At 60.8% G+C, this 25,063-nt stretch carries 23 protein-coding genes; 18 read left to right on the top strand and 5 right to left on the bottom strand.

Annotated features, from left to right (window positions below):
* The first annotated feature begins 176 nt into the window (after positions 1 to 176).
* The 8 genes from BMZ91_RS13850 (at position 177) to BMZ91_RS13815 (ending at position 9,148) form a co-directional block, all read left to right on the top strand.
* Positions 177 to 2,246, top strand: coding sequence for a prolipoprotein diacylglyceryl transferase (locus tag BMZ91_RS13850; RefSeq protein WP_092840050.1), 2,070 nt, complete (start codon positions 177 to 179; stop codon positions 2,244 to 2,246).
* A gap of 141 nt (positions 2,247 to 2,387) precedes the next feature.
* A complete protein-coding gene (locus tag BMZ91_RS13845; RefSeq protein WP_092840047.1) occupies positions 2,388 to 3,773 on the top strand; it encodes a hypothetical protein in 1,386 nt (461 codons plus the stop codon).
* 97 nt (positions 3,774 to 3,870) lie between these two features.
* The gene (locus BMZ91_RS13840) at positions 3,871 to 5,175 is read left to right on the top strand and encodes an ABC transporter substrate-binding protein (RefSeq protein WP_092840163.1); all 1,305 of its coding nucleotides are present in this window, start codon (positions 3,871 to 3,873) and stop codon (positions 5,173 to 5,175) included.
* A 25-nt stretch (positions 5,176 to 5,200) separates the two neighbouring features.
* Positions 5,201 to 5,818, top strand: a complete 618-nt coding sequence (locus tag BMZ91_RS13835) for a hypothetical protein (protein WP_092840160.1) — start codon at positions 5,201 to 5,203, stop codon at positions 5,816 to 5,818.
* A 63-nt stretch (positions 5,819 to 5,881) separates the two neighbouring features.
* Positions 5,882 to 6,808 (top strand): branched-chain amino acid ABC transporter permease, encoded by a 927-nt coding sequence (locus tag BMZ91_RS13830; RefSeq protein WP_092840044.1) that lies wholly within the window; start codon positions 5,882 to 5,884, stop codon positions 6,806 to 6,808.
* On the top strand, positions 6,805 to 7,749 hold the full coding sequence (locus tag BMZ91_RS13825) for a branched-chain amino acid ABC transporter permease (RefSeq protein WP_092840041.1): 945 nt from the start codon (positions 6,805 to 6,807) through the stop codon (positions 7,747 to 7,749). The genes BMZ91_RS13830 and BMZ91_RS13825 overlap by 4 nt, the downstream gene beginning before the upstream one ends.
* A complete protein-coding gene (locus BMZ91_RS13820) occupies positions 7,746 to 8,453 on the top strand; it encodes an ABC transporter ATP-binding protein (RefSeq protein ID WP_092840038.1) in 708 nt (235 codons plus the stop codon). Before BMZ91_RS13825 ends, BMZ91_RS13820 begins: the two co-directional genes overlap by 4 nt.
* The gene (locus tag BMZ91_RS13815; protein WP_092840034.1) at positions 8,453 to 9,148 is read left to right on the top strand and encodes an ABC transporter ATP-binding protein; all 696 of its coding nucleotides are present in this window, start codon (positions 8,453 to 8,455) and stop codon (positions 9,146 to 9,148) included. The genes BMZ91_RS13820 and BMZ91_RS13815 overlap by 1 nt, the downstream gene beginning before the upstream one ends.
* 8 nt (positions 9,149 to 9,156) lie before the next feature.
* On the opposite strand, the gene BMZ91_RS13810 is transcribed toward BMZ91_RS13815, so the two are convergent.
* Both BMZ91_RS13810 and BMZ91_RS13805 read right to left on the bottom strand, forming a co-directional pair.
* A complete protein-coding gene (locus tag BMZ91_RS13810; protein WP_092840157.1) occupies positions 9,157 to 9,597 on the bottom strand; it encodes a GNAT family N-acetyltransferase in 441 nt (146 codons plus the stop codon).
* Between the two features lie 111 nt (positions 9,598 to 9,708).
* Positions 9,709 to 11,700 carry a protein meaA gene (locus BMZ91_RS13805; RefSeq protein ID WP_092840031.1) on the bottom strand — a complete coding sequence of 664 codons (1,992 nt, stop codon included), beginning with the start codon at positions 11,698 to 11,700 and terminating at the stop codon, positions 9,709 to 9,711.
* Positions 11,701 to 11,849: 149 nt separating this feature from the next.
* Between BMZ91_RS13805 and BMZ91_RS13800 the strand changes: the two genes are divergently transcribed.
* The 3 genes from BMZ91_RS13800 to BMZ91_RS13790 all read left to right on the top strand — a co-directional run bounded on the left by BMZ91_RS13800 (position 11,850) and on the right by BMZ91_RS13790 (position 15,742).
* Complete coding sequence (locus BMZ91_RS13800; protein ID WP_092840028.1) at positions 11,850 to 13,229, top strand: 1-acyl-sn-glycerol-3-phosphate acyltransferase; 1,380 nt, start codon at positions 11,850 to 11,852, stop codon at positions 13,227 to 13,229.
* A gap of 137 nt (positions 13,230 to 13,366) precedes the next feature.
* On the top strand, positions 13,367 to 14,656 hold the full coding sequence (gene ccrA / locus BMZ91_RS13795) for a crotonyl-CoA carboxylase/reductase (protein ID WP_092840025.1): 1,290 nt from the start codon (positions 13,367 to 13,369) through the stop codon (positions 14,654 to 14,656).
* Between the two features lie 360 nt (positions 14,657 to 15,016).
* A complete protein-coding gene (locus tag BMZ91_RS13790) occupies positions 15,017 to 15,742 on the top strand; it encodes a helix-turn-helix transcriptional regulator (RefSeq protein WP_092840022.1) in 726 nt (241 codons plus the stop codon).
* 53 nt (positions 15,743 to 15,795) lie between these two features.
* Here the strand turns inward: BMZ91_RS13790 and BMZ91_RS13785 are convergent, their stop codons facing one another.
* On the bottom strand, positions 15,796 to 16,716 hold the full coding sequence (locus tag BMZ91_RS13785) for a manganese-dependent inorganic pyrophosphatase (protein ID WP_092840019.1): 921 nt from the start codon (positions 16,714 to 16,716) through the stop codon (positions 15,796 to 15,798).
* A 259-nt stretch (positions 16,717 to 16,975) separates the two neighbouring features.
* Here BMZ91_RS13785 and BMZ91_RS13780 point away from each other — a divergent pair, with 259 nt between their 5' ends.
* The 5 genes from BMZ91_RS13780 (at position 16,976) to BMZ91_RS13760 (ending at position 22,129) form a co-directional block, all read left to right on the top strand.
* On the top strand, positions 16,976 to 17,263 hold the full coding sequence (locus BMZ91_RS13780) for a co-chaperone GroES (protein WP_092840015.1): 288 nt from the start codon (positions 16,976 to 16,978) through the stop codon (positions 17,261 to 17,263).
* Between the two features lie 68 nt (positions 17,264 to 17,331).
* Positions 17,332 to 18,975, top strand: coding sequence for a chaperonin GroEL (gene groL, locus BMZ91_RS13775; RefSeq protein ID WP_092840012.1), 1,644 nt, complete (start codon positions 17,332 to 17,334; stop codon positions 18,973 to 18,975).
* Between the two features lie 133 nt (positions 18,976 to 19,108).
* A complete protein-coding gene (locus tag BMZ91_RS13770; RefSeq protein ID WP_092840009.1) occupies positions 19,109 to 20,785 on the top strand; it encodes a metallophosphoesterase family protein in 1,677 nt (558 codons plus the stop codon).
* Positions 20,786 to 20,789: 4 nt separating this feature from the next.
* Positions 20,790 to 21,278: a GNAT family N-acetyltransferase gene (locus BMZ91_RS13765; RefSeq protein ID WP_245736386.1), complete on the top strand. Its 489-nt coding sequence runs from the start codon at positions 20,790 to 20,792 to the stop codon at positions 21,276 to 21,278.
* Positions 21,278 to 22,129, top strand: coding sequence for a DMT family transporter (locus BMZ91_RS13760; RefSeq protein WP_092840006.1), 852 nt, complete (start codon positions 21,278 to 21,280; stop codon positions 22,127 to 22,129). Before BMZ91_RS13765 ends, BMZ91_RS13760 begins: the two co-directional genes overlap by 1 nt.
* Here BMZ91_RS13760 and BMZ91_RS13755 read toward each other — a convergent pair.
* Positions 22,126 to 22,626 (bottom strand): GreA/GreB family elongation factor, encoded by a 501-nt coding sequence (locus tag BMZ91_RS13755; protein WP_092840003.1) that lies wholly within the window; start codon positions 22,624 to 22,626, stop codon positions 22,126 to 22,128. The genes BMZ91_RS13760 and BMZ91_RS13755 overlap by 4 nt on opposite strands.
* 4 nt (positions 22,627 to 22,630) lie before the next feature.
* Entirely contained in the window at positions 22,631 to 23,068 is a 438-nt protein-coding gene (locus BMZ91_RS13750; protein ID WP_092840000.1) for an NUDIX domain-containing protein, read from the bottom strand.
* A 62-nt stretch (positions 23,069 to 23,130) separates the two neighbouring features.
* On the opposite strand from BMZ91_RS13750, the gene BMZ91_RS13745 reads away from it, so the two are divergent.
* Positions 23,131 to 23,865: an alpha/beta hydrolase gene (locus tag BMZ91_RS13745; protein ID WP_425441579.1), complete on the top strand. Its 735-nt coding sequence runs from the start codon at positions 23,131 to 23,133 to the stop codon at positions 23,863 to 23,865.
* Positions 23,862 to 25,010, top strand: a complete 1,149-nt coding sequence (locus tag BMZ91_RS13740) for an alpha-D-ribose 1-methylphosphonate 5-triphosphate diphosphatase (protein WP_092839997.1) — start codon at positions 23,862 to 23,864, stop codon at positions 25,008 to 25,010. Before BMZ91_RS13745 ends, BMZ91_RS13740 begins: the two co-directional genes overlap by 4 nt.
* Positions 25,011 to 25,063: the final 53 nt, after the last annotated feature.

The raw sequence follows: 25,063 nt of genomic DNA, 5'->3' as shown, positions 1-25,063 counted from the left end.
ATGATACGGTAAAAATCTAGGAATCGGGCGTCTTTGGTCTTGGGTGTCATGGTAAACCCTATCTTTGCAGGCAAGCAAAGCGAGCAATTAATATGGTTGGTTCAAGCAAGATTCTAACAGTCTCCTACGGCACGTTCTCGTGCACGCTGGAAGGTTTTGAGGATTCATTTGATACAATGAAAGCGATTGCGGAATATTTCCGCGATCTGGCGGGGGATGACCGATATTTCGGTGCCGAACCGCCAACCCCGGATGCCGAGATGCTGGCGCGGATCGCCGAGCGGGAAATCGCACGGCGCGTCGAGGCGCATGAGGAGCGCGGCAAGATCGTGCTGCGGGCCGACGCCGAGCTGTCGCAGGCGGTTGCCGTGACCGACACGCCCGAGGAAAAAGCCCCGGTTCCCGAGCCTGAACCACGGCCCGAGGTCGACCAAACGGCCCCCGAAGCGAACGCGGACGAAGGCGAGGTTTCCAAAGACATCCCCCAAGAGATGGCCGCGCCCGCCGCCGTTGAGGTGCCCGAGGGTCTGGAAGAAGAGGCGGTTGCCGAGCCGGAGGCTGTTGACGAAGATCAGGCCGAGACTGAGCCTGTTGAAGAGGAAAAACCTGCCTTGGCCGAGGTTGAGGCCGAAGAGGTCGCGCCAGATCCGAAGCCGGTGCCGGTGCAAGAGCCGCGCGACAGTGAAAGCATCGCCGCCAAGCTTAGCCGGATCCGCTCCGTCGTTTCTAACGACGATCAGAGCTTTGGCGCGGATGAATATAATGAAGACGAGCACGCACAGGACTTTATCGACACAACCGCCGCCGATCTGAATGCGGCCCTGGCCGAAGAAGACGAGGCGCAAAGCCCTGACGACAGCTATTCCATGGTCGAGGTAGACGATGATGAGCTGGCCGCGATCATGGCCCGTGCGAATGCGGATGACGCCACCGATGAGGCGGGCGAAGAGCAAGGCGCGCCACAAGAGGATGAGGCGCAAGAGACGTCGCAAGCCGATGTCGCCGCCGAACCCCCAGCCGAATCCGACGATGACAACGCGTTCGAGGATACGCTCGCCAGTTTGCTGGCCGATGCCATGCCCGCAGAAACAGCAGAGGCCGAACCAGAAGCCGAAGAGACCGCCGAGATCGAAGAGATCCCCGCGCCGGAGGCCGATCTATCTGTGGCCGCCAGTGCAAAAGACGAGCCAACGGTGACACATGCGCGGGTGATCAAGATCAAGCGCACCGAATTTGAAGCGGCTGTGGCAAGTGGGCTTTTCCAGGAAGACGATGACGGCGACGCATCGGACGCAAGCGAAAGCAACCTCTTTGAAGAGGGCGAATCGTTCCTGAGCCCCGAGGAAGAGGCCGAGCTTCAGCGCGAATTGGCCGAGGTTGAAGCTGAGTTTGAAAACGCCCTTGGCGAAGATTTTGCCGATGTTGGTGACGAGGCCGATGATCATGAAGAGGCAGTGCAGGCGAATGCTGGCGATGCCGAGGATGACAGGGCGCCTGAAGAAGAAGCCGCCGTCGAATCCGAGCCTGAAGAGAACCTGGAAGAAGAGCCGCAACAGGGTCGGCGCAGGCTTGAGAATGTCGAAAAACCTTCGGATCTGACGCGGATTTTTGACGAAACGGACAATCAGCTCGATGCACCCGCGTCAAGCCAGCGTCGTAATGCGATCCAGCATTTGCGCGCCGCTGTTGCCGCAACCCGCGCCGAAACCGATGCGGGCGCAAAACTGGGCCGCGGTGTCGACGACACGGCCTATCGCGACGATCTGGCCAGTGTTGTGCGCCCGCGTCGCCCGCAAGTGGTGTCGGATGCCGGGCGCTCTGCCCGCCCCGAGGAAGCACGCCCTGCGCCGCTCAAGCTGGTTGCGGAACAGCGGATTGATACGCCGCGCGAGCCGATTCGCCCGCGCCGTGTCTCGACCACTGACATCGCACCCGATGTTGCCAGCGATGACAGCGATGGCGGATTTAGCGCCTTTGCAGAGGAAATGGGCGCAAGCCAGCTTCCTGAGTTGCTTGAAGCAGCGGCGGCCTATCTTGCCGATGTCGAAGGTCGCCCGCAATTCTCGCGCCCGATGCTTATGGGCAAGTTGAAAGAGGTCGAACAGGAAAGCTTTTCACGCGAAGACGGCCTGCGCTCTTTTGGCCAGCTGTTGCGTCAGGGCAAGCTGCAAAAGCTGTCAGGCGGACGGTTCTCTGTCACCAATGAGACCGACTATCGCGATCCGGGTGCCCGCAACGTCGGGTGATCCCGTTCGGAATATTGCAATTTGAAACCTCCGGCAGGCACTGCCGGGGGTTTTGTTTTGGTGTGCCTGCGGTGATTTGGCCCTTTCTTGCGCTTGCCCGGTCTATAGGATTGCCTGGGTAGTGACGAAAAGGGGCAAGACATGCGGGTGATCGCCCTGAGCGGGGTATTGGTGGTGCTGACGGCAGGCACGCTTTGGGCGCATGCCTCGGAGCAGGGGTTTGTCCTGCTTTTGCCAACGGATGCCTATATCGCGGCCGGTGGTGCCACCGTGGCGGTGACGATCGTGCTTTTGGCGCTCTTGCCCGGCGGATTGGCGGCGGCCTTGTTCCGGCCCGTCGCGGTGTTGGCAACGCGCGGCGTGACCCTGCGCCATCTGATAAGCGTTTTGGCGGCGCTGAGCCTTGGCGTGCTGGTCTGGCGCGGGTTGAACGGGTCACGCGATCCGCTGGTCAATCCGATGCCGCTTTTTGTCTGGGTGGTCTGGTGGATCGCGATGGTCTCGGCGCAGGGTCTGATCTGCAATCACTGGCGCTGGAGCAATCCATGGACCGGACCGGCGGCGATGATCGGGCGTCTGACGGGGATGCGCGCGCCGTTGCGCTATCCGCGCAGGCTTGGGGTTTGGCCGGGGGTGGTGGTTTTTCTGGCCTATGCCGGGTTTTTGCTGGCCGATCCGGCCCCGGCAGATCCGGGGCGACTTGCGGTGATCGTCGGGCTTTACTGGTATGTCACGCTGGCGGGCCTGTTGGTATTCGGACCGGCCTGGATGGTACGGGCCGAGCCGCTGACCGTTCTGATGCGGGCCTATGGGCGCATGTCGCTTCTGGGCCGCGCGCGCGGGCGGCTTGCGATTGGAGTCCCGGGCTGGAAGGTGCTTTGCGGGCCGAAGGAGGGGCTTGGGCTAGCGGTGTTCATCCTTTTGATGCTTGGCAGCGGCAGCTTTGACGGGCTGAACGAAACATTCTGGTGGATGGGTATTCTTGGGATCAATCCGCTTGAATTTCCGGGGCGCTCTGCGGTGATTGTCCCCAATCTGGTCGGGCTTCTGGTGGCCAACGCCGCGCTGATTGCGGGGTTCACCGGCTGTTTGTGGCTTGGCGAGCGGATTGCCGGGGGGACAGAGCCGCTGGCGCGCGTGTTTTGCCGCTATGCGCCGACGATCCTGCCGATTGCACTGGCCTATCATATTGCGCATTACCTGACCTCTTTGCTGGTGGATGGGCAATATGTACTCAAGGCGCTCAACGATCCGCTGGGGCGGGGGGCTGATCTGTTGGGCCTTGCCGATTACCATGTGACCACCGGGTTCTTGAACACGCCCGACACGGTCAAAATGATCTGGCTGGCGCAGGCGGGCACGGTGGTGGCGGGGCATGTGATTGCCATCCTTCTGGCCCACGCCGTGGCGATGCAGCACATTCACAGCACCCGGCGCGCGGTTCTGGGACAGGCCCCATTGGCGTTGTTCATGGTGCTCTATACCGTCTTTGGCCTGTGGTTATTGGCCTCGCCGCGCGGCGCGTGATGCGCAAAAGGCTGGACAAGGGACGGATTGCTTCGCAGACTTGGCCGCAGTCGGCAGATTTGCCGTGTGTTTCAAGATCAGCGCAGAGGACCCCGCCATGAGCACCCCGAACACCCGCCCCGAGACCAGACCTGTCGGCACCACCCGTCGCGGCGCGATGAAAACGCTGGCGGCGGGCCTTGGCGCGGCCAGCCTTCCGATGTGGGCGCGCTATACCAACGCACAGACCGCCGAGCCGATCAAGATTGGCTTTCAGGTGCATCGCACCGGCATCGGCGCGGCCTATGGGCGCTGGTACGGGCGCACCACAGAGGCGGCGGCCAAGTTGATCAATGAGGGCGGCGGCATCAATGGCCGCATGGTAGAGATCGTGGCCGAAGATGATGGCACCGACCCCAAGCGCGGCGCCGAAGTGGTCGAAAAATTCGCCAATCAGCACGGCTGTGATATCGCCTTTGGGACGCTGTTCAGCCATGTGGTCATCGGCTCGGCACCGCGTGCAGGCGAGCTCAAGATGCCTTATTTCGTGGTCTCTGAGGGGCATCACGTCGCCAGCGGCATGTTGAACCGCTATACATTGCAACCCGGCATCACCGATGTCAAAAGCCAGGTGCAGGCGATGGCACCCTACGTGGCGCAGAATTTGGGCAAAAAGGTCACGATGGTGTTCCCGGATTTTGCCTTTGGCCATGATCACCGCGATTTCTTCACTCAGGCGATCGAGGCGCAGGGCGGTGAGGTGCTGGCGCATATCGCCATTCCGCCATCCGAGACGTCTTTTACCAAATACTTCCCGAAAATCCCGCGCGAAACAGAGGTGCTCTATCATGTGATGGTCGGGCCTGCGGTTCTGACCTTCGTGAAAGAGCTTGGCGAGTTTTTCGGCCCCTCGCGCCCGGAAATGTTCGGCTTTATCGACAGCCTTGAAGCGGTGGCCATCGACAGCCCCGGTCTGGAATATCTGGAAGGCACCTATTTGTGGGAGGGCAACCCGCGCCACGCGCAGGTGGATCAGTCAGAGCATGACAAGTTTTTCCGCGCTGCGGTGGGGGTGAATGATGAAGGTGCGTCGATCAGTGATCCAAGCGATGTGTCGACCTATGCGCATATGTTCGGGTGTTGGGAAACGCTTTATGTGGTCAAGGCCGGGATGGAAGCATCCGGGTATCAGGGCACGCAGGACCGCGCCGCTTTGATCGAGGCGGTCGAGGCAATGACCGATATGCCGGAAAGCCGCGCGCACCCACAGGGCGCCAAGCTGTTTAATGGCAAGACCCACCAGGTTTTTGGGCATCAGTATATTTCCAAGGTCACGGGCGGTAAATTGCTTCGCGTTCACAAGACATCCATTGAGGACACGCTTTACCCCGATGAGACCGATTACACGACGCAATCGTTCTGAGGTGGCATTTTCTTTTGTGAAGAAAATGATCCAGAAAATTAGGCGAATTTTCTGGGGCGTTGCGCTTGTTGCCGTGGCGGGCTGTGGTGCGCCGCCACCCCCACCCGAGGCAAGCGATGTAACGCGGCTTGCGGTCGGGATCGGCGCATTGGGTCCCGAGGTTGACCCCGAAGAGGCGCGGCGCGCGGCACAGGTGGCCTATTCGTATTCTCATCAGCTTGCGCAGGAATATGAGATCACCGATCCGCCGATCATCCACAACACCAAGGTCAATATGGGGCTAAAGCCGCGCGGGCTCTGCTGGCATTGGGCACGCGATATCGAGGCGCGCCTCAAACAAGAGAATTTTCAGACGCTGGAACTGCATCGCGCCGTTGCCAATAGCGATAATGCCTTTCGCCTTGAGCATAGCACCGCAGTGATCAGTCGGCGCGGCGATACCTTTGCCCAAGGCATCGTGCTTGACCCCTGGCGCAAGGGCGGAACGCTGACCTGGATGCCCACCAAAGACGACGCTTGGTATAACTGGGAGCCGCGCAACGAGGTGGTCGCCCGCCAACTTGAGCGTAAGCACGGTCAGATCGTCACCGTGACCAAGGATCAGCGCATCGTCATGGGCCAAACCGAGTTTCGCGCGCAATAATCGCATGTCTTGCGTGGAACGGGCTTGCCCCCTGCGGCGATGCCGGGCAATCCTTGCGCCAGAATGGATTTGGGCCCTTACATAGTGCTTGCCTCGCTTGAAGGCGCGATCACGGCGGCGGTGCTTGCGCTGACGGCGGTCGGGCTGTCGCTGGTGTTTGGTGTGATGCGGGTCGTCAATATCGCGCATGGCGAGTTTTTCATGCTGGGCGCGGTCATTGCCTGGTGGATCGCGCATAGCCTTGGCGGACATCCGGCGATCGGGTTTGCCGTGGCGCTTGTCGCCGCACCGCTGATTGTCGGGGCGCTTGCGGTGGCCGCCGATATGACGATCCTCAAGCGGCTGAACTATGATCCCGAGCGCACCATCGTGGCCACCATCGGTGTGCTTTATATCATCCAGCAAATGACCCTGATGGGCTATGGTCCCGATGCGCGCCCGGTCGAGCCGCCGTTCAACACGCGGCTTGCGATCCCGTGGTTTGAGCATGGCGCCGACGGCTGGGCGATGATCTGGCCCTGGGGGCTTGGGACGACAAGTTACAAGCTGGCGGTGATCGGCGCGGCCGTGGTCCTGCTGTGCGGCGTGTGGCTTTTGATGTCGCGCACGCGCTTTGGGCTGGTGATGCGCGCCACGCAGGCGGATCGCGACATGGCGCAGGCCTTTGGCATCCCGGTCGAGCGGGTCTATGCGCTTGTCTTTGGTCTTGGCGCGGCGCTGGCGGCGCTGGCCGGGGTGTTGATCGTGCCCATTCAGCAGGCGCATTACCTGATGGGGGCCGATCCGCTTTTGCTGTCGTTCATCGTGGTGATCATCGGCGGGCTTGGAAGCCTGCCGGGCACCGTGCTTGCCGCCGTGTTGATCGGGTTGAGCGATGGCATCATCTCGGTGTTCTTCTCGCCCACATTGGCGAAAATCCTGGCGACATTGCTTGTCGGGCTTGTGCTTGTGTTTCGCCCGCAGGGCCTATTTGGGGCGCGCTCCGGATGAGTGGCGGCGCGCGGGCGTTTGCGCTTCATGGCGGTTTGATCGTGCTGCTGTTTGTGTTGCAATTCGTTTTGCCCGCCTATCACCACGGCAATCTTGCGCGGATCATGGTGCTGGCCAGTTATGCGGTCGGATATAATATCCTGTTTGGCTATACCGGGTTGCTAAGCCTTGGGCATGCGCTGTTCTTTGCGGCGGGCATGTATGGCATGGGCCTTGGGATCCAGCATCTTGGCCTGACACCGGCACCCGCATTATTGCTTGGGCTTGTGGCGGGCGCGGTGGTTTCGGGCGGGCTGGCGCTTTTGGCGCTGCGCACCACCGGGGTGGCCTTCATGATCGTGACGCTGATGTTTGCGCAGGCCGGTTACCTGACGATCCTTTATTTTGGCGAATATACCCGTGGCGACGAAGGTTTCGTGATCCAGCAGGCACAGCGCGTGCTCTGGGGGATTGATCTTAGCGATGCGGGCAATCGCTATTTCGCCGCGCTGATCCTGTTTGGCACCTGCCTGATGGCAAGCCTCTGGCTGGTGCGGGTGCCCTTTGGCAAGGTTCTGGTGGCGATCCGCGAGAATGAGGAGCGCGTGCGCATGCTTGGCTATGACATCTTCGTGCACAAGCTGGCGGCGATGATCATATCGGGCACCATCGCGGCGGCGGCGGGGGCGTCCTACGGGTTGTTGTTTGGCTATGCGGGGGCAAGTTTTGCGAGCGTTCAATATTCGATCTTTCCGCTTTTGTGGGTCCTGCTTGGCGGTGCCGGCACGGTTCTGGGCCCCTTCATCGGCACGCTTTTCATGTTCTATCTGATTGACCTTAGCTCGGGTGTGACCACCGCCTATATGCTGATTGCCGGTGTGGCACTGGTGCTTTTGACGTTGTTCGCGCCGCAGGGGTTGATGGGCGAATTGCGCCGCCGGGTCTGGCGGGGCTTGCCATGACGCTTTTGACGACGCGGGGATTGTCCAAGCATTTCGCCGGGTTGTGCGCGGTCGAGGGGGTGAATTTCGATTTGCCCCAGGGCGAGGTGCGCGCCCTGATTGGCCCCAACGGGGCGGGCAAGACCACGCTGGTGAGCATGATTTGCGGGCGCATTGCCCCCTCGGGCGGGCAGGTGATCTTTGAGGGGCGCGATATCACCGCGCTTCCGGCGCATAAGCGGATCATGCTGGGCATGGCCTATACATTTCAGATCACCTCGGTCTTTGCCGGGCTGAGCGTTGGCGAAAACGTCGCCCTTGCCGCGCGCCGCCGCCTCAAGGGGGCCGATGTCGGCCTGGCGGTGGATGATGCGCTTGCGCGGGTCGGCCTGTTGGATCGCAAGGCGCAGGAGGCGGGCGATTTGTCCTATGGCCATCAGCGCTTGTTGGAGATCGCCATGGGGTTGGCACAATCGCCGCGCCTATTGATCCTCGACGAGCCGACGCAGGGTTTGGCCGAGGGCGAGATTGCCGAATTCAAGGCGCTGATCCGCGAGCTGGCGGGCAAGACCACGATCCTTTTGATCGAGCACAACATGAGCGTGGTGATGGAGCTTGCAGACCGGATCACGGTGCTGAATTTCGGCGAGATTCTGGCCGAGGGCACGCCCGATGAAATCCACGCCAATGGCGAGGTTCAGACCGCCTATCTGGGGAACGGGTGATGCTGCGGTTGGAGCGAATAAACGCCGGATATGGGCGCGCGCAGGTGCTGCGCGATCTTAGCCTTGAGGTGGCGCCCGGTGAAATCCTGTGCCTCTTGGGGCGTAATGGGGCGGGCAAGACCACCACCATGCAGGCAATCATGGGGCTGGTGCCGTTGATGTCGGGCCGGGTGATGCTTGCGGGACAGGAGATAAGCCGCCTGCCGGCCTACCGCGTGCCGCGCGGCGGTATCGGCTATGTCCCGCAGGGGCGGCGCTTGTTTGCGGAACTGACCGTGGCGCAGAACCTTGAAATCGGGCTGCGCGCGCGCAACAGCGGGCCAGAGGTTCTGGACGAGGTTCTGCAACTTTTCCCGCGTTTGCGCGAACGCTATGGCCAACGGGCGCAGACCCTCTCGGGCGGCGAGCAACAGATGCTGGCGACGGCGCGCGCGCTGTGCCTGCGGCCCAAGGTGCTTTTGCTGGACGAGCCGACCGAGGGGCTTCAACCCTCGATGATCGAGGCGATCCGTCAGGTGATCGTCAAGATGCGCGACGAGGGGGTCGCGATCCTGTTGGTGGAACAGCGGGTCGATGCGGTTTTATCGGTGGCTGACCGGGTGGCGTTTATTGAAAACGGCCGCAACACCGAGACCTTGCCCGCCGAGGCGCTGCGTGCGGATCATTCGATCGTGGATCGTTATATCGGGGTTTAACGCCAGAATTATCGGCTGTATTTGATGAAGGGCGTCAGGGTGCCGATCCGGTCATACAGCTTGCGCGCCTCTGCGTTGAACTCCTGCGTCAGCCAATAGACCGACGGACAGCCATCGGCATCGGCCTGCGCATAGACCGCCTCGATCAGCTTGCGACCCACCCCCATGCCGCGCACTTCCGGGGCGACATAGAGATCCTGTAGGTAACAGGCTTTTTCAATCCGCCAATTGTGCGGGTGATAGATATAGTGAACAAGGCCGACCGGGTTGCGATTGTTCAGCGCCAGAAACCCGTTTTGATCCGGGTGATCGGGTGAGCAGAGCCGCGAAAACGTGGTTTTGTAGATCGTATCGGGCAGGGCGGTTTCATAGAACGTCAGATAGTCACGCCAAAGAGACGTCCATTTCGGTTTATCACCGGTCTGAATGGGGCGGAGTGTGATGGTCATATGCGGCCTGATCATTTGGAACTGTCCAAAGATCAGTCTGTGCCCAAATGCCCGTCAGGACCAGCAAAATCTTGCCTGTTCGTTCGGCATTCGCTGGTCCTTTGGTCGGATTTATTGGGCGGCAACCGCCTTGGGATCGGCGAGGGTCACGATATCCATCATGATGGTGTTGAGTTCGAAATCCTTCGGGGTATAGACCCGCGCCACGCCCATTTCGCGCAGGCGCCTGGCGTCATCCTCGGGGATGATGCCGCCGACGATCACCGGCACATCGCCAAGACCCGCCTCGCGCATGCGTGCCATAAGGTCTTCGACAAGTGGTATATGGCTGCCCGACAGGATCGAGAGGCCGACAACATGGGCCTCGTCCTCAAGCGCTGTGCGCACGATTTCTTCGGGCGTCAGGCGGATCCCGGCATAGCCGATATCCATGCCGCAATCGCGGGCGCGAAAGGCGATCTGTTCGGCGCCGTTGGAATGGCCGTCAAGCCCCGGTTTGCCAACCAAAAACTTGAGTCGACGCCCAAGGCGGTCGCTGACGGTGTCAACGGCGGCGCGGAGATCCTCAAGGCCCTCAGTCTTGTTCGACGGGTTCGCCGATACGCCGGTGGGGCCGCGATATTCGCCAAAGACGGCGCGCATCTGGGCGGCCCATTCGCCGGTGGTGACGCCGACACGGGCACAGGCAATCGAGGGCTCCATCACGTTGCGCCCTTCGGCGGCGGCGGCACGCAAATCGGCTAGTGCCTGTTTCACGGCCCCCGCATCGCGGGCATTGCGCCAGTCGTTCAGCCGGTTGATTTGTTCGGCCTCGACCGCCGGGTCAACCACCATGATGCCGCCATCCTCGGTCTGAAGCGGCGAGGGCTCGCCCTCCTGCCAGCGGTTGACGCCCACAACGACGGTTTCATTGCGCTCGATCCGGCCAAGGCGTTCGGCGTTGCTATCGACAAGGCGGGCCTTCATGTACTCAATCGCATCGACCGCGCCGCCCATGCTGTCGATATTGGCCAGCTCGTGGCGCGCGCCATCCTTGAGCGCCTCGACCTTGGCATCGACCGCCGGGTTGCCGTCAAACAGGTCGTCGAACTCCAGAAGGTCGGTCTCATAGGCCAGAATCTGTTGCATGCGCATCGACCATTGCTGATCCCAGGGGCGCGGCAGGCCAAGCGCCTCGTTCCAGGCAGGAAGCTGCACGGCGCGGGCGCGGGCCTTTTTGCTCAGGGTCACGGCCAGCATTTCAATCAGGATGCGATAGACGTTGTTTTCGGGCTGCTGCTCGGTCAGGCCAAGCGAATTGACCTGCACGCCATAGCGAAAGCGGCGAAACTTCGGGTCGCTCACGCCATAACGGGTTTCAAGGATTTCATCCCAGAGATCGACAAAGGCGCGCATCTTGCACATCTCGGTGACAAACCGGATGCCGGCATTCACAAAGAAGGAAATCCGCCCGGCAAGCGCCGGAAAATCCTCGGGGGCGACGCGCGGTTTCAACTCATCAAGCACGGCGGTGGCGGTGGCAAGGGCAAAGGCCAGTTCCTGTTGCGGTGTCGCGCCGGCCTCTTGCAGATGATAGGAACAGACGTTCATCGGGTTCCATTTAGGCACGTTCTTATAGCAATATTCGGCCACGTCGCCGATCATCTTAAGGCTGGGTTTGGGCGGGCAGATATAGGTGCCGCGCGACAGGTATTCCTTGATCAGGTCGTTTTGAACGGTGCCTTGTAACTTGGTGGTATCGGCGCCCTGTTCCTCGGCGACGGCGATATAAAGCGCCAAAAGCCAAGGCGCGGTGGCGTTGATCGTCATCGAGGTGTTCATCTGATCCAGCGGGATATCGGCAAACAGCGCGCGCATATCGCCAAGGTGACTGACCGGCACGCCGACCTTGCCGACTTCGCCGCGCGCCAGAATATGATCGCTGTCATAGCCGGTCTGCGTCGGCAGATCGAAAGCCACCGACAGACCGGTCTGCCCTTTGGCAAGATTGGCGCGGTAAAGCGCGTTCGAAGCCGACGCAGTGGAATGGCCCGCATAGGTCCGGATGAGCCAGGGGCGATCGGCTTGGCGATCGGACGGTTTGTCGTTCTGCGTCTGCGACATGGTGGGACCTCGTGAATCAGTTTGCGTAATTTTGTTACGTTCCGCTTTGGTTATAGGCAATAAAATGCCACTGTCAATTCGCTGCATTGCGGCATGGACTCATTTACACAGGCATTTACGCGGGGTGCAAACCCTGCTTTCCTGCGCGCATGGGGAATGTGGTGGAAATGCCCGTCTGGGCGCTGATTTTGCTTATTGCGTTTGCGGGGGTCACCTTTGCCTCGCATTTTCTGTTTCCCTCGGTGCGCTGGTTTTTCCGACGGCGGATGGAGCGGGTGGTTGCCAAGCTCAATACCCGGCTTGAGCGTCCGATTGAGCCGTTCAGGCTTGCGCGGCGCCATGACATGATTCAGCGGCTGATCTATGACCCCGAGGTAAGCCGCGCGATTGTCGTCCATGCCAAGGCCGAGGGTATCCCCGAGAACGTCGCCTTTGAAATGGCCCGCCGATATGCACGCGAGATCGTGCCAAGCTTTAGCGCCAGTGCCTATTTCGGTTTTGCGATCCGCGCCGCCAAATGGCTGAGCTGGTCATTGTACCGGGTGCGGCTTGGCCATTTCGACGCCGCCGCCCTGAGCGCGGTGGACAAGGGATCGACGGTGGTTTTTGTAATGAACCACCGCAGCAACATGGATTACGTGTTGGTGACCTGGCTGGCGGCAGAGCGCTCGGCGCTCAGCTATGCGGTGGGCGAATGGGCGCGGGTCTGGCCGCTTAGCCGGTTGATCAGGGCGATGGGGGCCTATTTCATCCGCCGCAAGTCGCGCGATGATCTCTATCGCAGGGTTCTGGCGCGCTATGTCGGCATGGCCACCGATGGCGGCGTGACCCAGGCGATGTTCCCCGAAGGCGGGCTAAGCCTTGATGGCGCCCTGGCCCCGCCCAAGCTTGGGTTGCTGAAATATCTTGTCGAAGAACGCACCCCCGGCGCACGCGATGTGGTGTTCGTGCCGGTCGCCCTGAATTACGACCGGGTGTTTGAAGATCGCCTTTTGGTGGCGGCGCGGCAGGCCGGCGGTCGCAAGTTTCCGGCGCGCATCAGTGTGATCGGGCGCTTTATCCTCAAACAGGTCTGGCTGCGGCTGCGCGGGCGCTATCATCGGCATGGCTATGCGGCGGTAAGCTTTGGCGCGCCGCTGTCGCTTGCGGAATTTGAGCGCGATCATCCGGCGGCGGGGATCGAAGGGCTTGCACAGCTCTTGATGGAGCGGATCGGCCAAGAGGTGCCGGTGCTGCCTGTGCCACTTGTGGCGCGCGCATTGTTGCAGGCCAAAGCGCCGCTGAGCATGGCCGAACTGGAGAAGGCCGTGGCCGACATGGCGGCGGATCTGGATGTGAGCAACGCCTATCTGCACCTGCCGCGCGAGGATATCGGCTATGGCGCGCGGTTCGGCCTTCAGGTCTTGACCAAGCGCGAGATGGTGCAAGAGGTTGGCGGTGCGTATTCGGTGGTCGAGTGCGAGCGGCCTATCGTTGAATTCTACGCGGCCTCGATCGCCCATCTTTTTCGCGATTGCAGCGCGAATTAGCCGAAATTCTGCGCTCGCTCGGTCATAAAGTTACAAAAATGTATCCTTTGGCATTGCATTGTTGCGCATCGCTAGATATTTCAAGGTCAGAGAGGCGCGATTCTGCGTCGCGGCAATTTTGTGACAGGAGGCTTATCATGGCTTTGGATACAGAACCGGGTATTGCGCCCTACGAGGCACCCGAAAAAGACCTGTACGAGGTCGGTGAAATGCCCCCCTTGGGCTATGTTCCCAAGCAGATGTATGCTTGGGCGATCCGGCGCGAGCGCCACGGCGAGCCCGATAAGAGCTTTCAGATCGAGGTGGTCGATACCCCGGTTCTGGACAGCCACGAAGTGCTTGTTCTGGTGATGGCGGCAGGCGTTAACTATAACGGCGTCTGGGCCGGTCTTGGTGTCCCGATCAGCCCGTTTGACGGTCACGGGGCCGAGTATCACATCGCCGGCTCAGATGCCTCTGGCATTGTCTGGGCCGTGGGCGACAGGGTCAAGAACTGGAAGGTGGGCGACGAGGTTGTCATCCACTGTAACCAGGATGACGGCAACGACGAGGAATGCAACGGCGGCGATCCGATGTTCTCGCCCAGTCAGCGGATCTGGGGCTATGAGACGCCCGATGGGTCGTTTGCCCAGTTCACCAATGTGCAGGCACAGCAATTGCTGCCGCGCCCCAAGCATCTGACGTGGGAAGAAAGCGCCTGCTACACCCTGACGCTGGCCACGGCCTATCGGATGCTGTTTGGCCATCACCCGCACGAGCTTAAGCCCGGTCAGAACGTTCTTGTCTGGGGCGCCTCGGGCGGTCTTGGGTCGTTCGCGATCCAGCTTATCAATGCGGCGGGCGGTAATGCCATCGGCGTGATTTCGGACGAAGACAAGCGCCAGTTCGTCATGGATCTGGGCGCCAAGGGCGTGATCAACCGCAAGGACTTTAGCTGTTGGGGGCAATTGCCTACCGTGAACACGCCCGAATATGCCACATGGTTCAAGGAAGCCCGCAAATTCGGCAAGGCGATCTGGGATATCACCGGCAAGGGCAACAACGTTGATATCGTGTTTGAACACCCCGGCGAGGCAACCTTTCCGGTGTCCAGCCTGGTGTGCAAAAAGGGTGGCATGGTGGTGATCTGCGCGGGCACCAGCGGGTTCAACTGTACCTTTGACGTGCGCTATATGTGGATGCACCAAAAGCGTCTGCAAGGCTCGCATTTTGCCCATCTCAAACAGGCGGCATCGGCCAACAAGCTCATGATCGAGCGCCGGATTGATCCCTGCATGTCCGAAGTGTTCCCCTGGGATGAAATCCCCGCCGCGCACCTCAAGATGCTGCGCAACGAGCATAAGCCGGGCAATATGGCGGTTCTGGTTCAGGCCCCGCGCACCGGATTGCGCACGGTCGAAGACGTGGTCGAGGCAGGGCGTTCATAATCAGCATTGAGTTTAGCGACCCGACACCGCCCGCGAATCGTTGGATCGATTCGCGGGCGGTTCGCGTTTAATGCGATTCAATGGTGCCAATCGCTTAGCAAAGCGAGGCCCCGCTATTTCTGGGGAGTTGTTATTCGCGAATAACACTGGATTTCGACGCATGTTATAGTTGTGTTAACCTTTTGTTAACCAATGCTACGCGAGGCTGATAGATGCGAAACGAATGGATACTCGACGTTCTTGCCGATCTACAAACATTCGCCCATGAAAATGGGTTGAGTGTTTTGGCCGAACAGCTGGATGATACACGGCTGGTGGCCGCGACCGAGCTTGCGTTGACTGGGGAAGGACATTCCGCGAATGAACGCGATCCCGCCCGTGCGGTTGGAACAGTTATTGGAGGCTTTGGAACATGCCTCTGACCTGACCGATTTGCAGAGGCTTATCGAGCAATTTCGCGATCTTCTACGCGTTGATCACATGGTCTATCACTGGGTCAGCGGCGCCGGTGACCAATACGGGTGTGGCACCTATTCGCCGACCTGGGTGCAACGCTATCTCGATCAGGATTATGTGCGCGTCGATCCGGTTATTCAGGGATGCTACAAGCTTTTTCATCCGGTCGACTGGAAGCGGCTTGACTGGTCTGGCAAGGCCGCCCGTGCCTTTCAGGTTGAAGCGATCAAATACGGCACCGGAAACCAGGGCTATTCGGTGCCCGTGCGCGGCCCGAACGGCCAGTTTGCCTTGTTCACGGTCAGCCATACCTGCGATGACGCGAAATGGGCGGCCTTTACCGAAGAGCATCGGCGCGACCTGATCCTGATCGCGCATTACTTCAATCAGAAGGCGCTTGATTTCGAGCCTGACCGCAATCCCGGTCAGGTGCAATCCCTGTCGCCGCGCGAGGTTGACGGGCTTACCCTTTTGGCGATGGGCTATAGCCGGGCCCAGGTGGCACAAACGCTGAGCATTTCCGAACATACCCTGCGGGTTTATGTTGAATCGGCGCGCTTCAAGCTTGGGGCGGTCAATACCATCCATGCGGTCGCCCGCGCCACCAGCCGCGGGTTGATCGTGGTCTGAACCCACAAAAAGGGGCGCACAGGGCGCCCCTTTCTATCGGTTTGAGATTGCCCTCAGACCTTGAGATTGGGGATGATCTGTTTCTTGCGGCTCATGATGCCGGGCAGAACAACAGCGTCGCCCGAGACGGTCGCGCCAAAGGATTTTTCCGCCAGGGTTTTCACCAGATCGTTGGGCACCAATAGCGTGGCTTCCTCGTTGAGGATGTCGACCACGAACAACAGAACCTGATCAACGCCATCTTCGGCGGCAACGGCTGTCATGGTGTTCATCAGGCTGGCCTTGCGATCCAGCACCGTCGCGGGGGCTGTGGTTTCAAGAACGCTGACGCGGAACTTGGTGTCGCCAACGCCATATTCTTTTGAATCCATCCGCAGCAATTCGGCGTCTGAAAAGGCCGAGACATCGGATTTCGCGGCGAACATTTCGGCGGCGTAATCGGCGATCACGATACCGAGATCTTCGGCAAGCGCATGGGCGATGGCCTTGTCTTCCTGCGTCGTCGTGGGCGAGCGGAATTCAAGCGTGTCGCTCAGGATACAGGTCAGCATCGCGCCTTTGATGGCGGTCGGCATTTGCGCCATGTCCTTGCCGATCATCTTGTACATGATCGTCGCGGTGCAGGCCAAAGGCTCGATCCGGATGTCGATGGGGCCCTTGGTCTCAAGCCCGCCAACAAGCTTGTGATGGTCGATGATGCCGCGGATATCGGCGGCATTGATATCGGCCGGAAGCTCGGCCGGGTTGTTGGTGTCGACGATCACGACGGGCGCATCGGCGGCAACGCCCTCGATGATCTGGGGCTTGTCCAGCTTCCAGCGGTCCAGCATGAACAGCGCCTCGGTGTTGGGTTCCCCCAACAGGGCAGGGGCAGCAGGGATGCCCTGCACGTCGTTCAGATACCAGGCCCAGATGATGGGCGAGCCGGTGGAATCGGTGTCGGGCGATTTATGGCCGAAAACAAGTGTTGTCATTTGGGGTCAATCCTGTGGGTCTGTCTGATTTGCGCGCTTTATAGGGGGGGACGGATGGTTTGTCACCTGTAATGCTGCACTGCGGCATAATTTCCATATGCAAGGGCGGGCGAAAGTGCTGAATTTTATGGATCAACGGTGTTGACTCCGTTTCGCGTGATCCCTAGCTATGCATCGTTAGCACTCGGGGTGACTGAGTGATAACGACCCCCGTGTAGGGGTCATCGGAAGAAACTTTGAGCCAAGGAGAGCCTCAGAGATGGCATTTAAACCGCTGCATGACCGCGTGCTTGTACGCCGCGTTGAAAGCGAAGAAAAAACTGCTGGCGGATTGATCATTCCCGACAGCGCAAAAGAAAAGCCCAGCGAGGGTGAAGTTGTGTCCTGCGGCGACGGCGCGCGCAAGGATAACGGCGAGCTGATCGAGATGGCTGTAAAAGCCGGCGACCGCATCCTGTTCGGCAAATGGTCGGGCACCGAAGTTACGGTTGATGGCGAAGAGCTGTTGATCATGAAAGAAAGCGACATTCTGGGTCTGATGGCATAAGGCCCGGTTTTCAAACCGCGCTTTTACCTCATCAACACTAGATTATCAAAAAACGGGAGCACCTGAAAATGGCTGCAAAAGACGTACGTTTTTCCACCGACGCCCGCAATCGCATGCTCAAGGGCGTCAACATCCTGGCCGATGCGGTCAAGGTGACACTCGGCCCCAAAGGCCGCAATGTGGTTCTGGACAAATCCTTCGGCTCGCCGCGGATCACCAAAGACGGTGTATCGGTTGCTAAGGAAATCGAACTGGAAGACAAGTTCGAAAACATGGGCGCGCAGATGGTGAAAGAAGTCGCCAGCCGCACCAATGACGAAGCAGGCGACGGCACCACCACCGCCACCGTTCTGGCCCAGGCCATCGTCAAGGAAGGCATGAAATCGGTTGCCGCCGGCATGAACCCGATGGACCTCAAGCGCGGTATCGACCTGGCCACCAACAAAGTGGTCGCTGCCATCCGGGCCGCCTCGCGCCCCGTCAATGACAGCGCGGAAGTTGCCCAGGTCGGCACCATCTCTGCCAACGGCGAAGCGGAAATCGGTCGTCAGATCGCAGACGCGATGCAGAAAGTCGGCAACGAGGGTGTGATCACCGTCGAAGAAAACAAAGGCCTGGAAACAGAGACCGATGTTGTCGAAGGTATGCAATTCGACCGCGGCTACCTGAGCCCCTATTTCGTCACCAACTCGGACAAGATGATTGCCGAGCTTGACGACTGCATGATCCTGCTGCACGAAAAGAAACTGTCGTCGCTGCAAGCCATGGTTCCGCTGCTTGAGCAAGTGATCCAGAGCCAGAAGCCGCTTTTGATCATTGCCGAAGACGTTGAAGGCGAAGCCCTGGCGACCCTCGTGGTCAACAAGCTGCGTGGCGGTCTGAAAATTGCTGCGGTCAAGGCCCCCGGTTTTGGCGACCGTCGCAAGGCGATGCTTCAGGATATTGCCATTCTGACCGGCGGTCAGGTGATCAGCGAAGACCTTGGCATGAAGCTTGAATCCGTCACCATGGATATGCTCGGCTCGGCCAAGACCGTGAACATCACCAAAGACGAAACCACCATCGTCGACGGTCACGGTGACAAGGCAGAGATCGAAGCGCGGGTCACTCAGATCCGTCAGCAGATCGAAGACACCACAAGCGATTACGACCGTGAAAAACTGCAAGAGCGCGTGGCCAAACTGGCCGGTGGTGTTGCTGTTATCCGCGTCGGCGGCATGACCGAAACCGAGGTGAAAGAGCGTAAAGACCGCGTCGATGACGCGCTGAACGCCACACGTGCGGCCGTGCAAGAAGGTATCGTTGTGGGTGGCGGTGTTGCCCTCGTTCAGGGGGCCAAGACCCTCCTGGACCTGCAAGGCGCCAACAGCGACCAGAACGCCGGTATCATGATCGTTCGCAAGGCGCTCGAAGCGCCGCTGCGTCAGATCGCCGAGAACGCTGGTGTTGACGGTTCGGTTGTCGCGGGCAAAATCCGCGAGAGCGAAGACCTCAAGTTTGGCTATAACGCGCAGACCGATGAATATGGCGACATGTTCAAATTCGGTGTGATCGACCCGGCCAAAGTTGTGCGCACCGCTCTGGAAGACGCAGCCTCGATCGCGGGCCTGCTGATCACCACCGAAGCGATGGTTGCCGACCAGCCCGCCAAAGAAGGCGCTGGAGCCGGTGGCGGCATGCCCGACATGGGCGGCATGGGCGGCATGATGTAATCTGCGCCACATCTGTGCTAACGTATTGGGGTCGCCTTCGGGCGGCCCCTTTTTCATGACCGGGTATAGGCTTTGACTTTGCGCCGGCACGCGCGACAAATGTAGAGCATATTTTTATCAAAGGAGATTTCAGATGAACCTGCCAACCATGGTAAAAAGTGCCATATCGGCCTGTGCGATGGGCCTTGCGGGGATGCCTGTTGGTGCCGCCGATGTGCCGGTGCCGCCCGCGCGGGTGAACAACCCCGACATCACGCAAATTGAGCTTTTGGCGGCCTGGACGCAGATCACGCCCGACCAATTGCCGGGCCGGGTGGTCGGCGCGCGCGTGCCGGGCGTTGAGCTGCGCTATGTGGTGACGCTGCCCTCGGGCGATGCCAATGCGGCCTGTGCGACATATCAGGTGGCTGGCGCCCAAAGCGGGACCACGGTCAAGGCCCGCGCCACGCTGAGCGGGCACACCCGCGACGCGGATGGCAAGAGTGGCTTTATAAGGGGCGATGCCTACAAGGTTGCGGTGTGCCAGATCGCGCTGGACCAGAGCGCACAGACCGTCAAAATCAACCGCAATGGCAAGGTTGCCGAACTTTATCAGGGCACGCCGGGCAGCACTGCGAAGGCCAGGGCGCAACTGGCAGGGCCTGCGCAACTGGGTGCGCGCACCGACGCGGGCAAGACGCTGAGCGCGGTTTTCATGTCCGACACCGGCTGTCGCGGAAAGTACGAGACCCCGAAGCACAAGAAATTCAGTCGCTACTGGCAGGATTGCCTGAGCAAGGACCCAAACACCTATCCGGATCATCCTGGGGTGATTTACGGATTTGGCGATCTGGCGGGCCGCGTGGCCGGCAAACGGCCCGATTTCATAATGCATGGCGGCGATCATCATTATTTCTATGAGGATGCCGATTACTGGTTCGGCGCGCCCAATCGGTTTGAATACTGGTTGCAGGAATTTCTGGTGCCCGCACAGCCGATGCTGCTGGTGTCACCATTCGTCTTTGTGCGCGGCAATCACGAACGCTGCGATGCGCAATGGTCGGGCGAGGGCTGGTACGAGCTGTTCGGCCCGGGCGATCAGGCCACTTGCCCGACGGGCGGTGTGGGCCCCTGGAGCGCGCCGTGGTCGTTCAGCATCGCGCCGCGCAATGATCAGAGCGTGGACGAGTACACCATCTATGTGATCGACTCCTCGCAGCCCGGACTGGCGCAGGCCAATGGCGCCTTTGGCCCAACCCGGCAAGGCCAGCACTATGTTGCCAACCCGTCAGGCGCCGGGCGTAACAAGCTATGGCTGACCCATTACCCCCCGGTGAAAGAAGAGTATTACAGCGGTGGCACACATGACATTGGCGATCGTTCGATCAGGCATGCGGTGGCCGACGCGCTGTCGAAGGGCTGCGCTGACACGTCCTGCTGGCCCAACGCGGTACTGGCCGGACACCAGCACCTGTTTCAGCATCTGCAAATCTTTGAGGATCAAAGCGATGTTCTGATGGATGTGGTGATTGCAGGCCATGGCGGCACCCGCTGGGACCGGTCCTATATGCCCGGCATCGACGGTGGCTCGGGGCCGTACCTCAAAACCCTGAAATGCGGCACCGATTATACGGGGCGCACGGCAATCTTGCCCTCGTCATCGGGCAAAACGATCAAGGCGGATGTCACGACCGTTACGCAATACGGCTTTGTCACCCTGACCCGCCACAAGAACAGCCAAAAGACACCTATGGGCTGGAAGATGGGGCTGGAATGGTATCCGCAAGACAGCGCGCCGACCGAGGTGCTGAGCGCCAATAGCTGTGACTAGCTGCATGATGCGCGGCCCGCAATTCAGCCGCGAGATGCGGCGTGGCGAAGAACCGGAGGTGGCCGCCTTGTTGCAGCGCGCCTTTGACGGGCAGGCCGAGGCGCGGCTTGTCGACAGGCTGCGCCGGGCAGGCGATATCGCAGGTGAAACCGTGCTGCCTTCGGGCGATGGCATCGTTGGCTATTATGCCATCTCGAAGATGCGCAGCCCCAAACACTGGTTCTGCCTTGCCCCGGTGGCGATTGATCCCGACTGGCAAGGGCAGGGGCATGGCCGCCGGATGATCGGCCTTCTGTCGGAATGGGCGCGCCTGAGCGGATGTTATGTGGTCGTTCTGGGCCAGCCCGGATTTTACCAACGCGCCGGGTTCAGCCTTGAGCGCGCCGTCAGGCTAGGCTCGCCCTATCTGATCACGAATACGTTGCTGGCAGGTCCGGGAACAGATGTGCCAGAACGGACCCTGATCTATCCCAAAGCCTTCGAGAGCCATTGATGCCGCTGTTCTTGCTGACCACTGCCACCATGATCGCCTTTGCCGCCAATTCGGTGCTGAACCGTTTGGCGCTTGCCGGGGGGGGCATTGACGCCGCAAGTTTCGGCGCGATCCGCCTTGTGGCAGGCGCGGTGATGCTGGCGGGGCTTTGCCTTGTGCTGCGCGGGCGGATCAATTTGCGCGGTCCGGGGCGGATCGCCGGGGTGCTGTCGCTTCTGGTCTATATCTACGGCTTTTCAGGGGCTTACACTGCGCTGGATGCCGGGCTTGGCGCGCTGATCCTGTTTGGCGTGGTTCAGATCACCATGTTCGTCGGCGGGCTTTGGGCGCGCGAGGCGATGCCACCGCGCCGTTGGATCGGGGCGATCATGGCCTTTGGCGGCTTGGCCTGGCTGCTCTGGCCCGGCGTCGGCCCGGCGATTAGCCCGCTGCATGCGCTCTTGATGGCACTGGCCGGGGTTGGCTGGGGCATCTATTCGCTGGCAGGGCGGCTCAACCGCGACGCGCTTCAGGCGACGGCGGCGAATTTCATTCTGGCCGCCCCGGCCGGGGTGCTGATTACCCTGGTCTGGCCCGCCGGGCCGGGCGGTGCAGAGATCGGCCACGACGGGATTTTGCTGGCGATTGCCTCGGGCGCGCTGACCTCGGGGGTCGGCTATGCGATGTGGTATTCGATCGTGCCACGGATTGGCGCAAGCGTGGCGGCGGTGGCACAGCTGACCGTGCCGGTGATTGCCATGGCGGGCGGCATGATCTTTCTCGCCGAGGCGCTTGACCTGCAATTCGTGATGGCGACGGTTTTGGTGCTGGGCGGTGTTGCGATCTCGGTCCTGCCGTTTGGGCGAGGCTAATCGCGATAGGTGACGCGCAGCACCTCAAGCTCGACCAGACCGCTGGGTTTGGGCCATTCGACAATATCCCCGACATGCGCCTCGATCAGGGCGCGCGCCAGCGGAGAAAACCCCGCGATCAGGTGCCGCTCGGGATCGGATTCATCCTCGCCGACGATAGTATAGGAGGTCTCGCGCCCGTCTTCATCGGCCACCGCAACGGTTGCGCCAAAGAGCACCTGATCGCATGGTCCCTCGGGCGGAGGCACAAGGATCGCGGTGTTCAGCCGCGCCTCGACATAGCGCAGATCGCGTTCCGCTACGGCCAGCGGGTGCAGGTCATCCAGGAAATCGCGCGCCTCGCGCAGGCGGCTTACCTCGGTCTCAAGGCTGGCGTGACGCGCCTTGAGCGCGGCCAGGCCCTGCGGTGTGACATGGTTGGGGTGGTTGCTGATCGGCAGATCAGGCAGGCGTTCCGGCGTGCTGCCGTCATCCTCTTTGGTAAAGGCCTTGTTCATCGCGCTACCTTACCAGAACTTCGAGTGGATCATACCCCATGCCCCGCGCCCAGGCGACATGCGCAAGGCTGTCGGGCTTGACGCGCAGGCCGGTAATTTCCTCCTCGGTCACAAAACGGCGGCGGTTGACCACCGCCTCGGGGTCTTGCCAATCGTCGCTCAGCGTGCCGTCGGTGATGGTGCAGCGAAAGAAAACCTCGACCTGATGAAAGCCGGTTTCCGGCTGGTGAAATTCGTTCACAAGACAGGGCGGGCCGACGCGGATACGCAGCCCGGTCTCTTCAAAAACCTCGCGCTTTAGGTTGTCGGGAAGCGAGGCGCCCACCTCGGCACCGCCACCCGGCGCGCACCACAGATCGCTTTGATGGCCCGGAAAGGCATTGACCAGCAAAAGCCGATTGTCGTGAAGGATAACGGCGCGCGTGGCAAGGCGTATGGTCACACTGGTATCTCCGGGTGGGAAAAGGGCTGTTCAGCAGGGTCAAATATACCTATCTGAACCACATGAAACAGATGCTTTTCGCCCTTGGCCTTTGTGTCGGCCTGATCGGAGCGCCCGCGCGCGCGGATTGCGTGGTGCTGCTGCATGGGCTGGCGCGGTCCGATACCTCGTTGCTGGTGTTGCAGGAGGCGCTTGAACTGGCAGGCTATGATGTCTTCAGCCCGGATTACCCCTCGACCGAAGAGCGCATTGAGCAGCTCGCCGAAGAGACCCTGCCATTCGGGGTACGGGTGTGCGGCGATACCAAGGTGCATTTCGTGACCCATTCGATGGGCGGCATCCTGTTGCGGCTCTGGCTCAAGGATAATCGGCCCGCTGACATGGGCCGCGTGGTCATGCTTGCGCCGCCCAATCACGGCAGCGAACTTGTTGACGAATTGGGCGGGCTTGAGCTTTTTCAATGGCTCAACGGCCCGGCCGGCGCAGAGCTTGAGACCGGACCGGAGGGCCTGCCGGAACAGCTCCCGCCAGTGGATTTCGAGCTTGGGGTGATTGCCGGTACGCGCTCGCTCAACCCCTATTATTCAAGCGTGATCGAGGGGCCGGATGACGGCAAGGTGTCGGTCGCCTCGACGCGGGTCGACGGCATGGCCGATCACCTGAGCCTGCCGGTGACGCATACCTTCATGATGAACAACCCGCTTGTGATCGCGCAGGTCGAGAACTTTCTGCGCGACGGGGCGTTTGATCATGATCTCACGCTTGGCGATGTCCTCTGGGGTTGGGTCGAGGAATGAGCGCGCTTAGCCTGACGTTGACCGGCGCACAGGTTCTGCGCCCCGGGGGGCTATCCGATGAGCCGCTCGGCATAAGCGATGGCGTGATCGGGGATAGGACGATTGGGCGCGAGGTTGATCTGAGCGGTTATCTGGTGCTGCCGGGGATTGTCGATGTGCATGGCGACGGGTTCGAGCGCCACCTTGCCCCGCGGCGCGGTGCGATGAAGGACCTTGGCGAGGGGTTGATCGCCGCCGAAGCGGAACTGGCCGCAAACGGCATCACCACCGCCACGCTGGCGCAGTTCTATAGCTGGGAAGGCGGCATGCGGGGGCCGGAGTTTGCCGAGCGTGTGTTTGACGCGATTGCACGTCTGCGCGATCAGGTGGCGACAGATCTGCGCGCGCAGCTTCGCTTTGAAGTGGCGATGCTGGACGATTACGCGGCAATGGCCGAGATGGTCGCGCGCCATGGCATCCCTTATGTGGTGTTCAACGATCACCTGCCGCATGAGGCGCTCGACAAGGGCAAGCGCCCGCCACGCCTGCACGGTCAGGCGCTTCGGATCGGGCGCAATCCCGAGAAACATCTGGAATTCATCCAAGGTTTGCATGCCGCCATGGGCGAGGTGCCCGACGCACTTGACCGGCTGAGCGCCGATCTTGTCGCGCGCGGGGTGCGCCTTGGAAGCCATGATGACCGCCACGTTGATCAGCGCCGCGCGGCGCGCGCGCGCGGTGTGAGGATTGCCGAATTTCCCGAAACGCGCGAGGCCGCCGAAGAGGCGCAAAGCGGCGGCGATGCGGTGATCATGGGCGCACCAAATGTGGTGCGGGGCAATTCGCATAACGGCAATGCCAGCGCGATCGAACTTGTGGCGATGGGTCTGGTGGATGCGCTTGCCTCGGATTATCACTATCCGTCGCTCAAGCGCGCGGCGTTTTTGCTGGCCGATGGGGGGCTGCTTGATCTGGCAGGCGCCTGGGGGCTTGTTTCGGCCGGGCCTGCGCGGATTTTGGGGCTTGCCGACCGGGGGCTGCTGCGCGCCGGATTGCGGGCCGATCTTGTGGTGCTTGAGGCGCGTAGCCGCAAGGTGACGGCGACCATGGCCGCCGGGCGCATCAGCTATATGTCCGGCGAGGCGGCGGCGCGTTTTATCGGTTAACCGCGTCGCAAGGGGCCTGCGTCGCGGTTCTGAGTATTTATGGAAAGATGAAA

The organism is Roseovarius lutimaris (assembly GCF_900115165.1).
Classification (GTDB): domain Bacteria; phylum Pseudomonadota; class Alphaproteobacteria; order Rhodobacterales; family Rhodobacteraceae; genus Roseovarius; species Roseovarius lutimaris.
The sequence above is the reverse complement of the archived record's forward strand: the minus strand, read 5'-3'. Positions and strand labels throughout refer to the sequence as shown.

What these genes read in the sequence shown, in the direction of transcription:
- BMZ91_RS13745 (WP_425441579.1), top strand. Translation starts at nt 23,131, where the DNA reads ATGAAACAGATGCTTTTCGCCCTTGGCCTTTGTGTCGGCCTGATCGGA.
- BMZ91_RS13765 (WP_245736386.1), top strand. Translation starts at nt 20,790, where the DNA reads ATGATGCGCGGCCCGCAATTCAGCCGCGAGATGCGGCGTGGCGAAGAA.
- BMZ91_RS13780 (WP_092840015.1), top strand. Translation starts at nt 16,976, where the DNA reads ATGGCATTTAAACCGCTGCATGACCGCGTGCTTGTACGCCGCGTTGAA.
- BMZ91_RS13840 (WP_092840163.1), top strand. Translation starts at nt 3,871, where the DNA reads ATGAGCACCCCGAACACCCGCCCCGAGACCAGACCTGTCGGCACCACC.
- ccrA (WP_092840025.1), top strand. Translation starts at nt 13,367, where the DNA reads ATGGCTTTGGATACAGAACCGGGTATTGCGCCCTACGAGGCACCCGAA.
- BMZ91_RS13740 (WP_092839997.1), top strand. Translation starts at nt 23,862, where the DNA reads ATGAGCGCGCTTAGCCTGACGTTGACCGGCGCACAGGTTCTGCGCCCC.
- BMZ91_RS13790 (WP_092840022.1), top strand. Translation starts at nt 15,017, where the DNA reads ATGAACGCGATCCCGCCCGTGCGGTTGGAACAGTTATTGGAGGCTTTG.
- groL (WP_092840012.1), top strand. Translation starts at nt 17,332, where the DNA reads ATGGCTGCAAAAGACGTACGTTTTTCCACCGACGCCCGCAATCGCATG.
- BMZ91_RS13845 (WP_092840047.1), top strand. Translation starts at nt 2,388, where the DNA reads ATGCGGGTGATCGCCCTGAGCGGGGTATTGGTGGTGCTGACGGCAGGC.
- BMZ91_RS13830 (WP_092840044.1), top strand. Translation starts at nt 5,882, where the DNA reads ATGGATTTGGGCCCTTACATAGTGCTTGCCTCGCTTGAAGGCGCGATC.
- BMZ91_RS13850 (WP_092840050.1), top strand. Translation starts at nt 177, where the DNA reads ATGAAAGCGATTGCGGAATATTTCCGCGATCTGGCGGGGGATGACCGA.
- BMZ91_RS13760 (WP_092840006.1), top strand. Translation starts at nt 21,278, where the DNA reads ATGCCGCTGTTCTTGCTGACCACTGCCACCATGATCGCCTTTGCCGCC.
- BMZ91_RS13755 (WP_092840003.1), bottom strand. Translation starts at nt 22,626, where the DNA reads ATGAACAAGGCCTTTACCAAAGAGGATGACGGCAGCACGCCGGAACGC.
- BMZ91_RS13820 (WP_092840038.1), top strand. Translation starts at nt 7,746, where the DNA reads ATGACGCTTTTGACGACGCGGGGATTGTCCAAGCATTTCGCCGGGTTG.
- BMZ91_RS13825 (WP_092840041.1), top strand. Translation starts at nt 6,805, where the DNA reads ATGAGTGGCGGCGCGCGGGCGTTTGCGCTTCATGGCGGTTTGATCGTG.
- BMZ91_RS13805 (WP_092840031.1), bottom strand. Translation starts at nt 11,700, where the DNA reads ATGTCGCAGACGCAGAACGACAAACCGTCCGATCGCCAAGCCGATCGC.
- BMZ91_RS13785 (WP_092840019.1), bottom strand. Translation starts at nt 16,716, where the DNA reads ATGACAACACTTGTTTTCGGCCATAAATCGCCCGACACCGATTCCACC.
- BMZ91_RS13770 (WP_092840009.1), top strand. Translation starts at nt 19,109, where the DNA reads ATGAACCTGCCAACCATGGTAAAAAGTGCCATATCGGCCTGTGCGATG.
- BMZ91_RS13835 (WP_092840160.1), top strand. Translation starts at nt 5,201, where the DNA reads ATGATCCAGAAAATTAGGCGAATTTTCTGGGGCGTTGCGCTTGTTGCC.
- BMZ91_RS13810 (WP_092840157.1), bottom strand. Translation starts at nt 9,597, where the DNA reads ATGACCATCACACTCCGCCCCATTCAGACCGGTGATAAACCGAAATGG.
- BMZ91_RS13800 (WP_092840028.1), top strand. Translation starts at nt 11,850, where the DNA reads ATGGGGAATGTGGTGGAAATGCCCGTCTGGGCGCTGATTTTGCTTATT.
- BMZ91_RS13815 (WP_092840034.1), top strand. Translation starts at nt 8,453, where the DNA reads ATGCTGCGGTTGGAGCGAATAAACGCCGGATATGGGCGCGCGCAGGTG.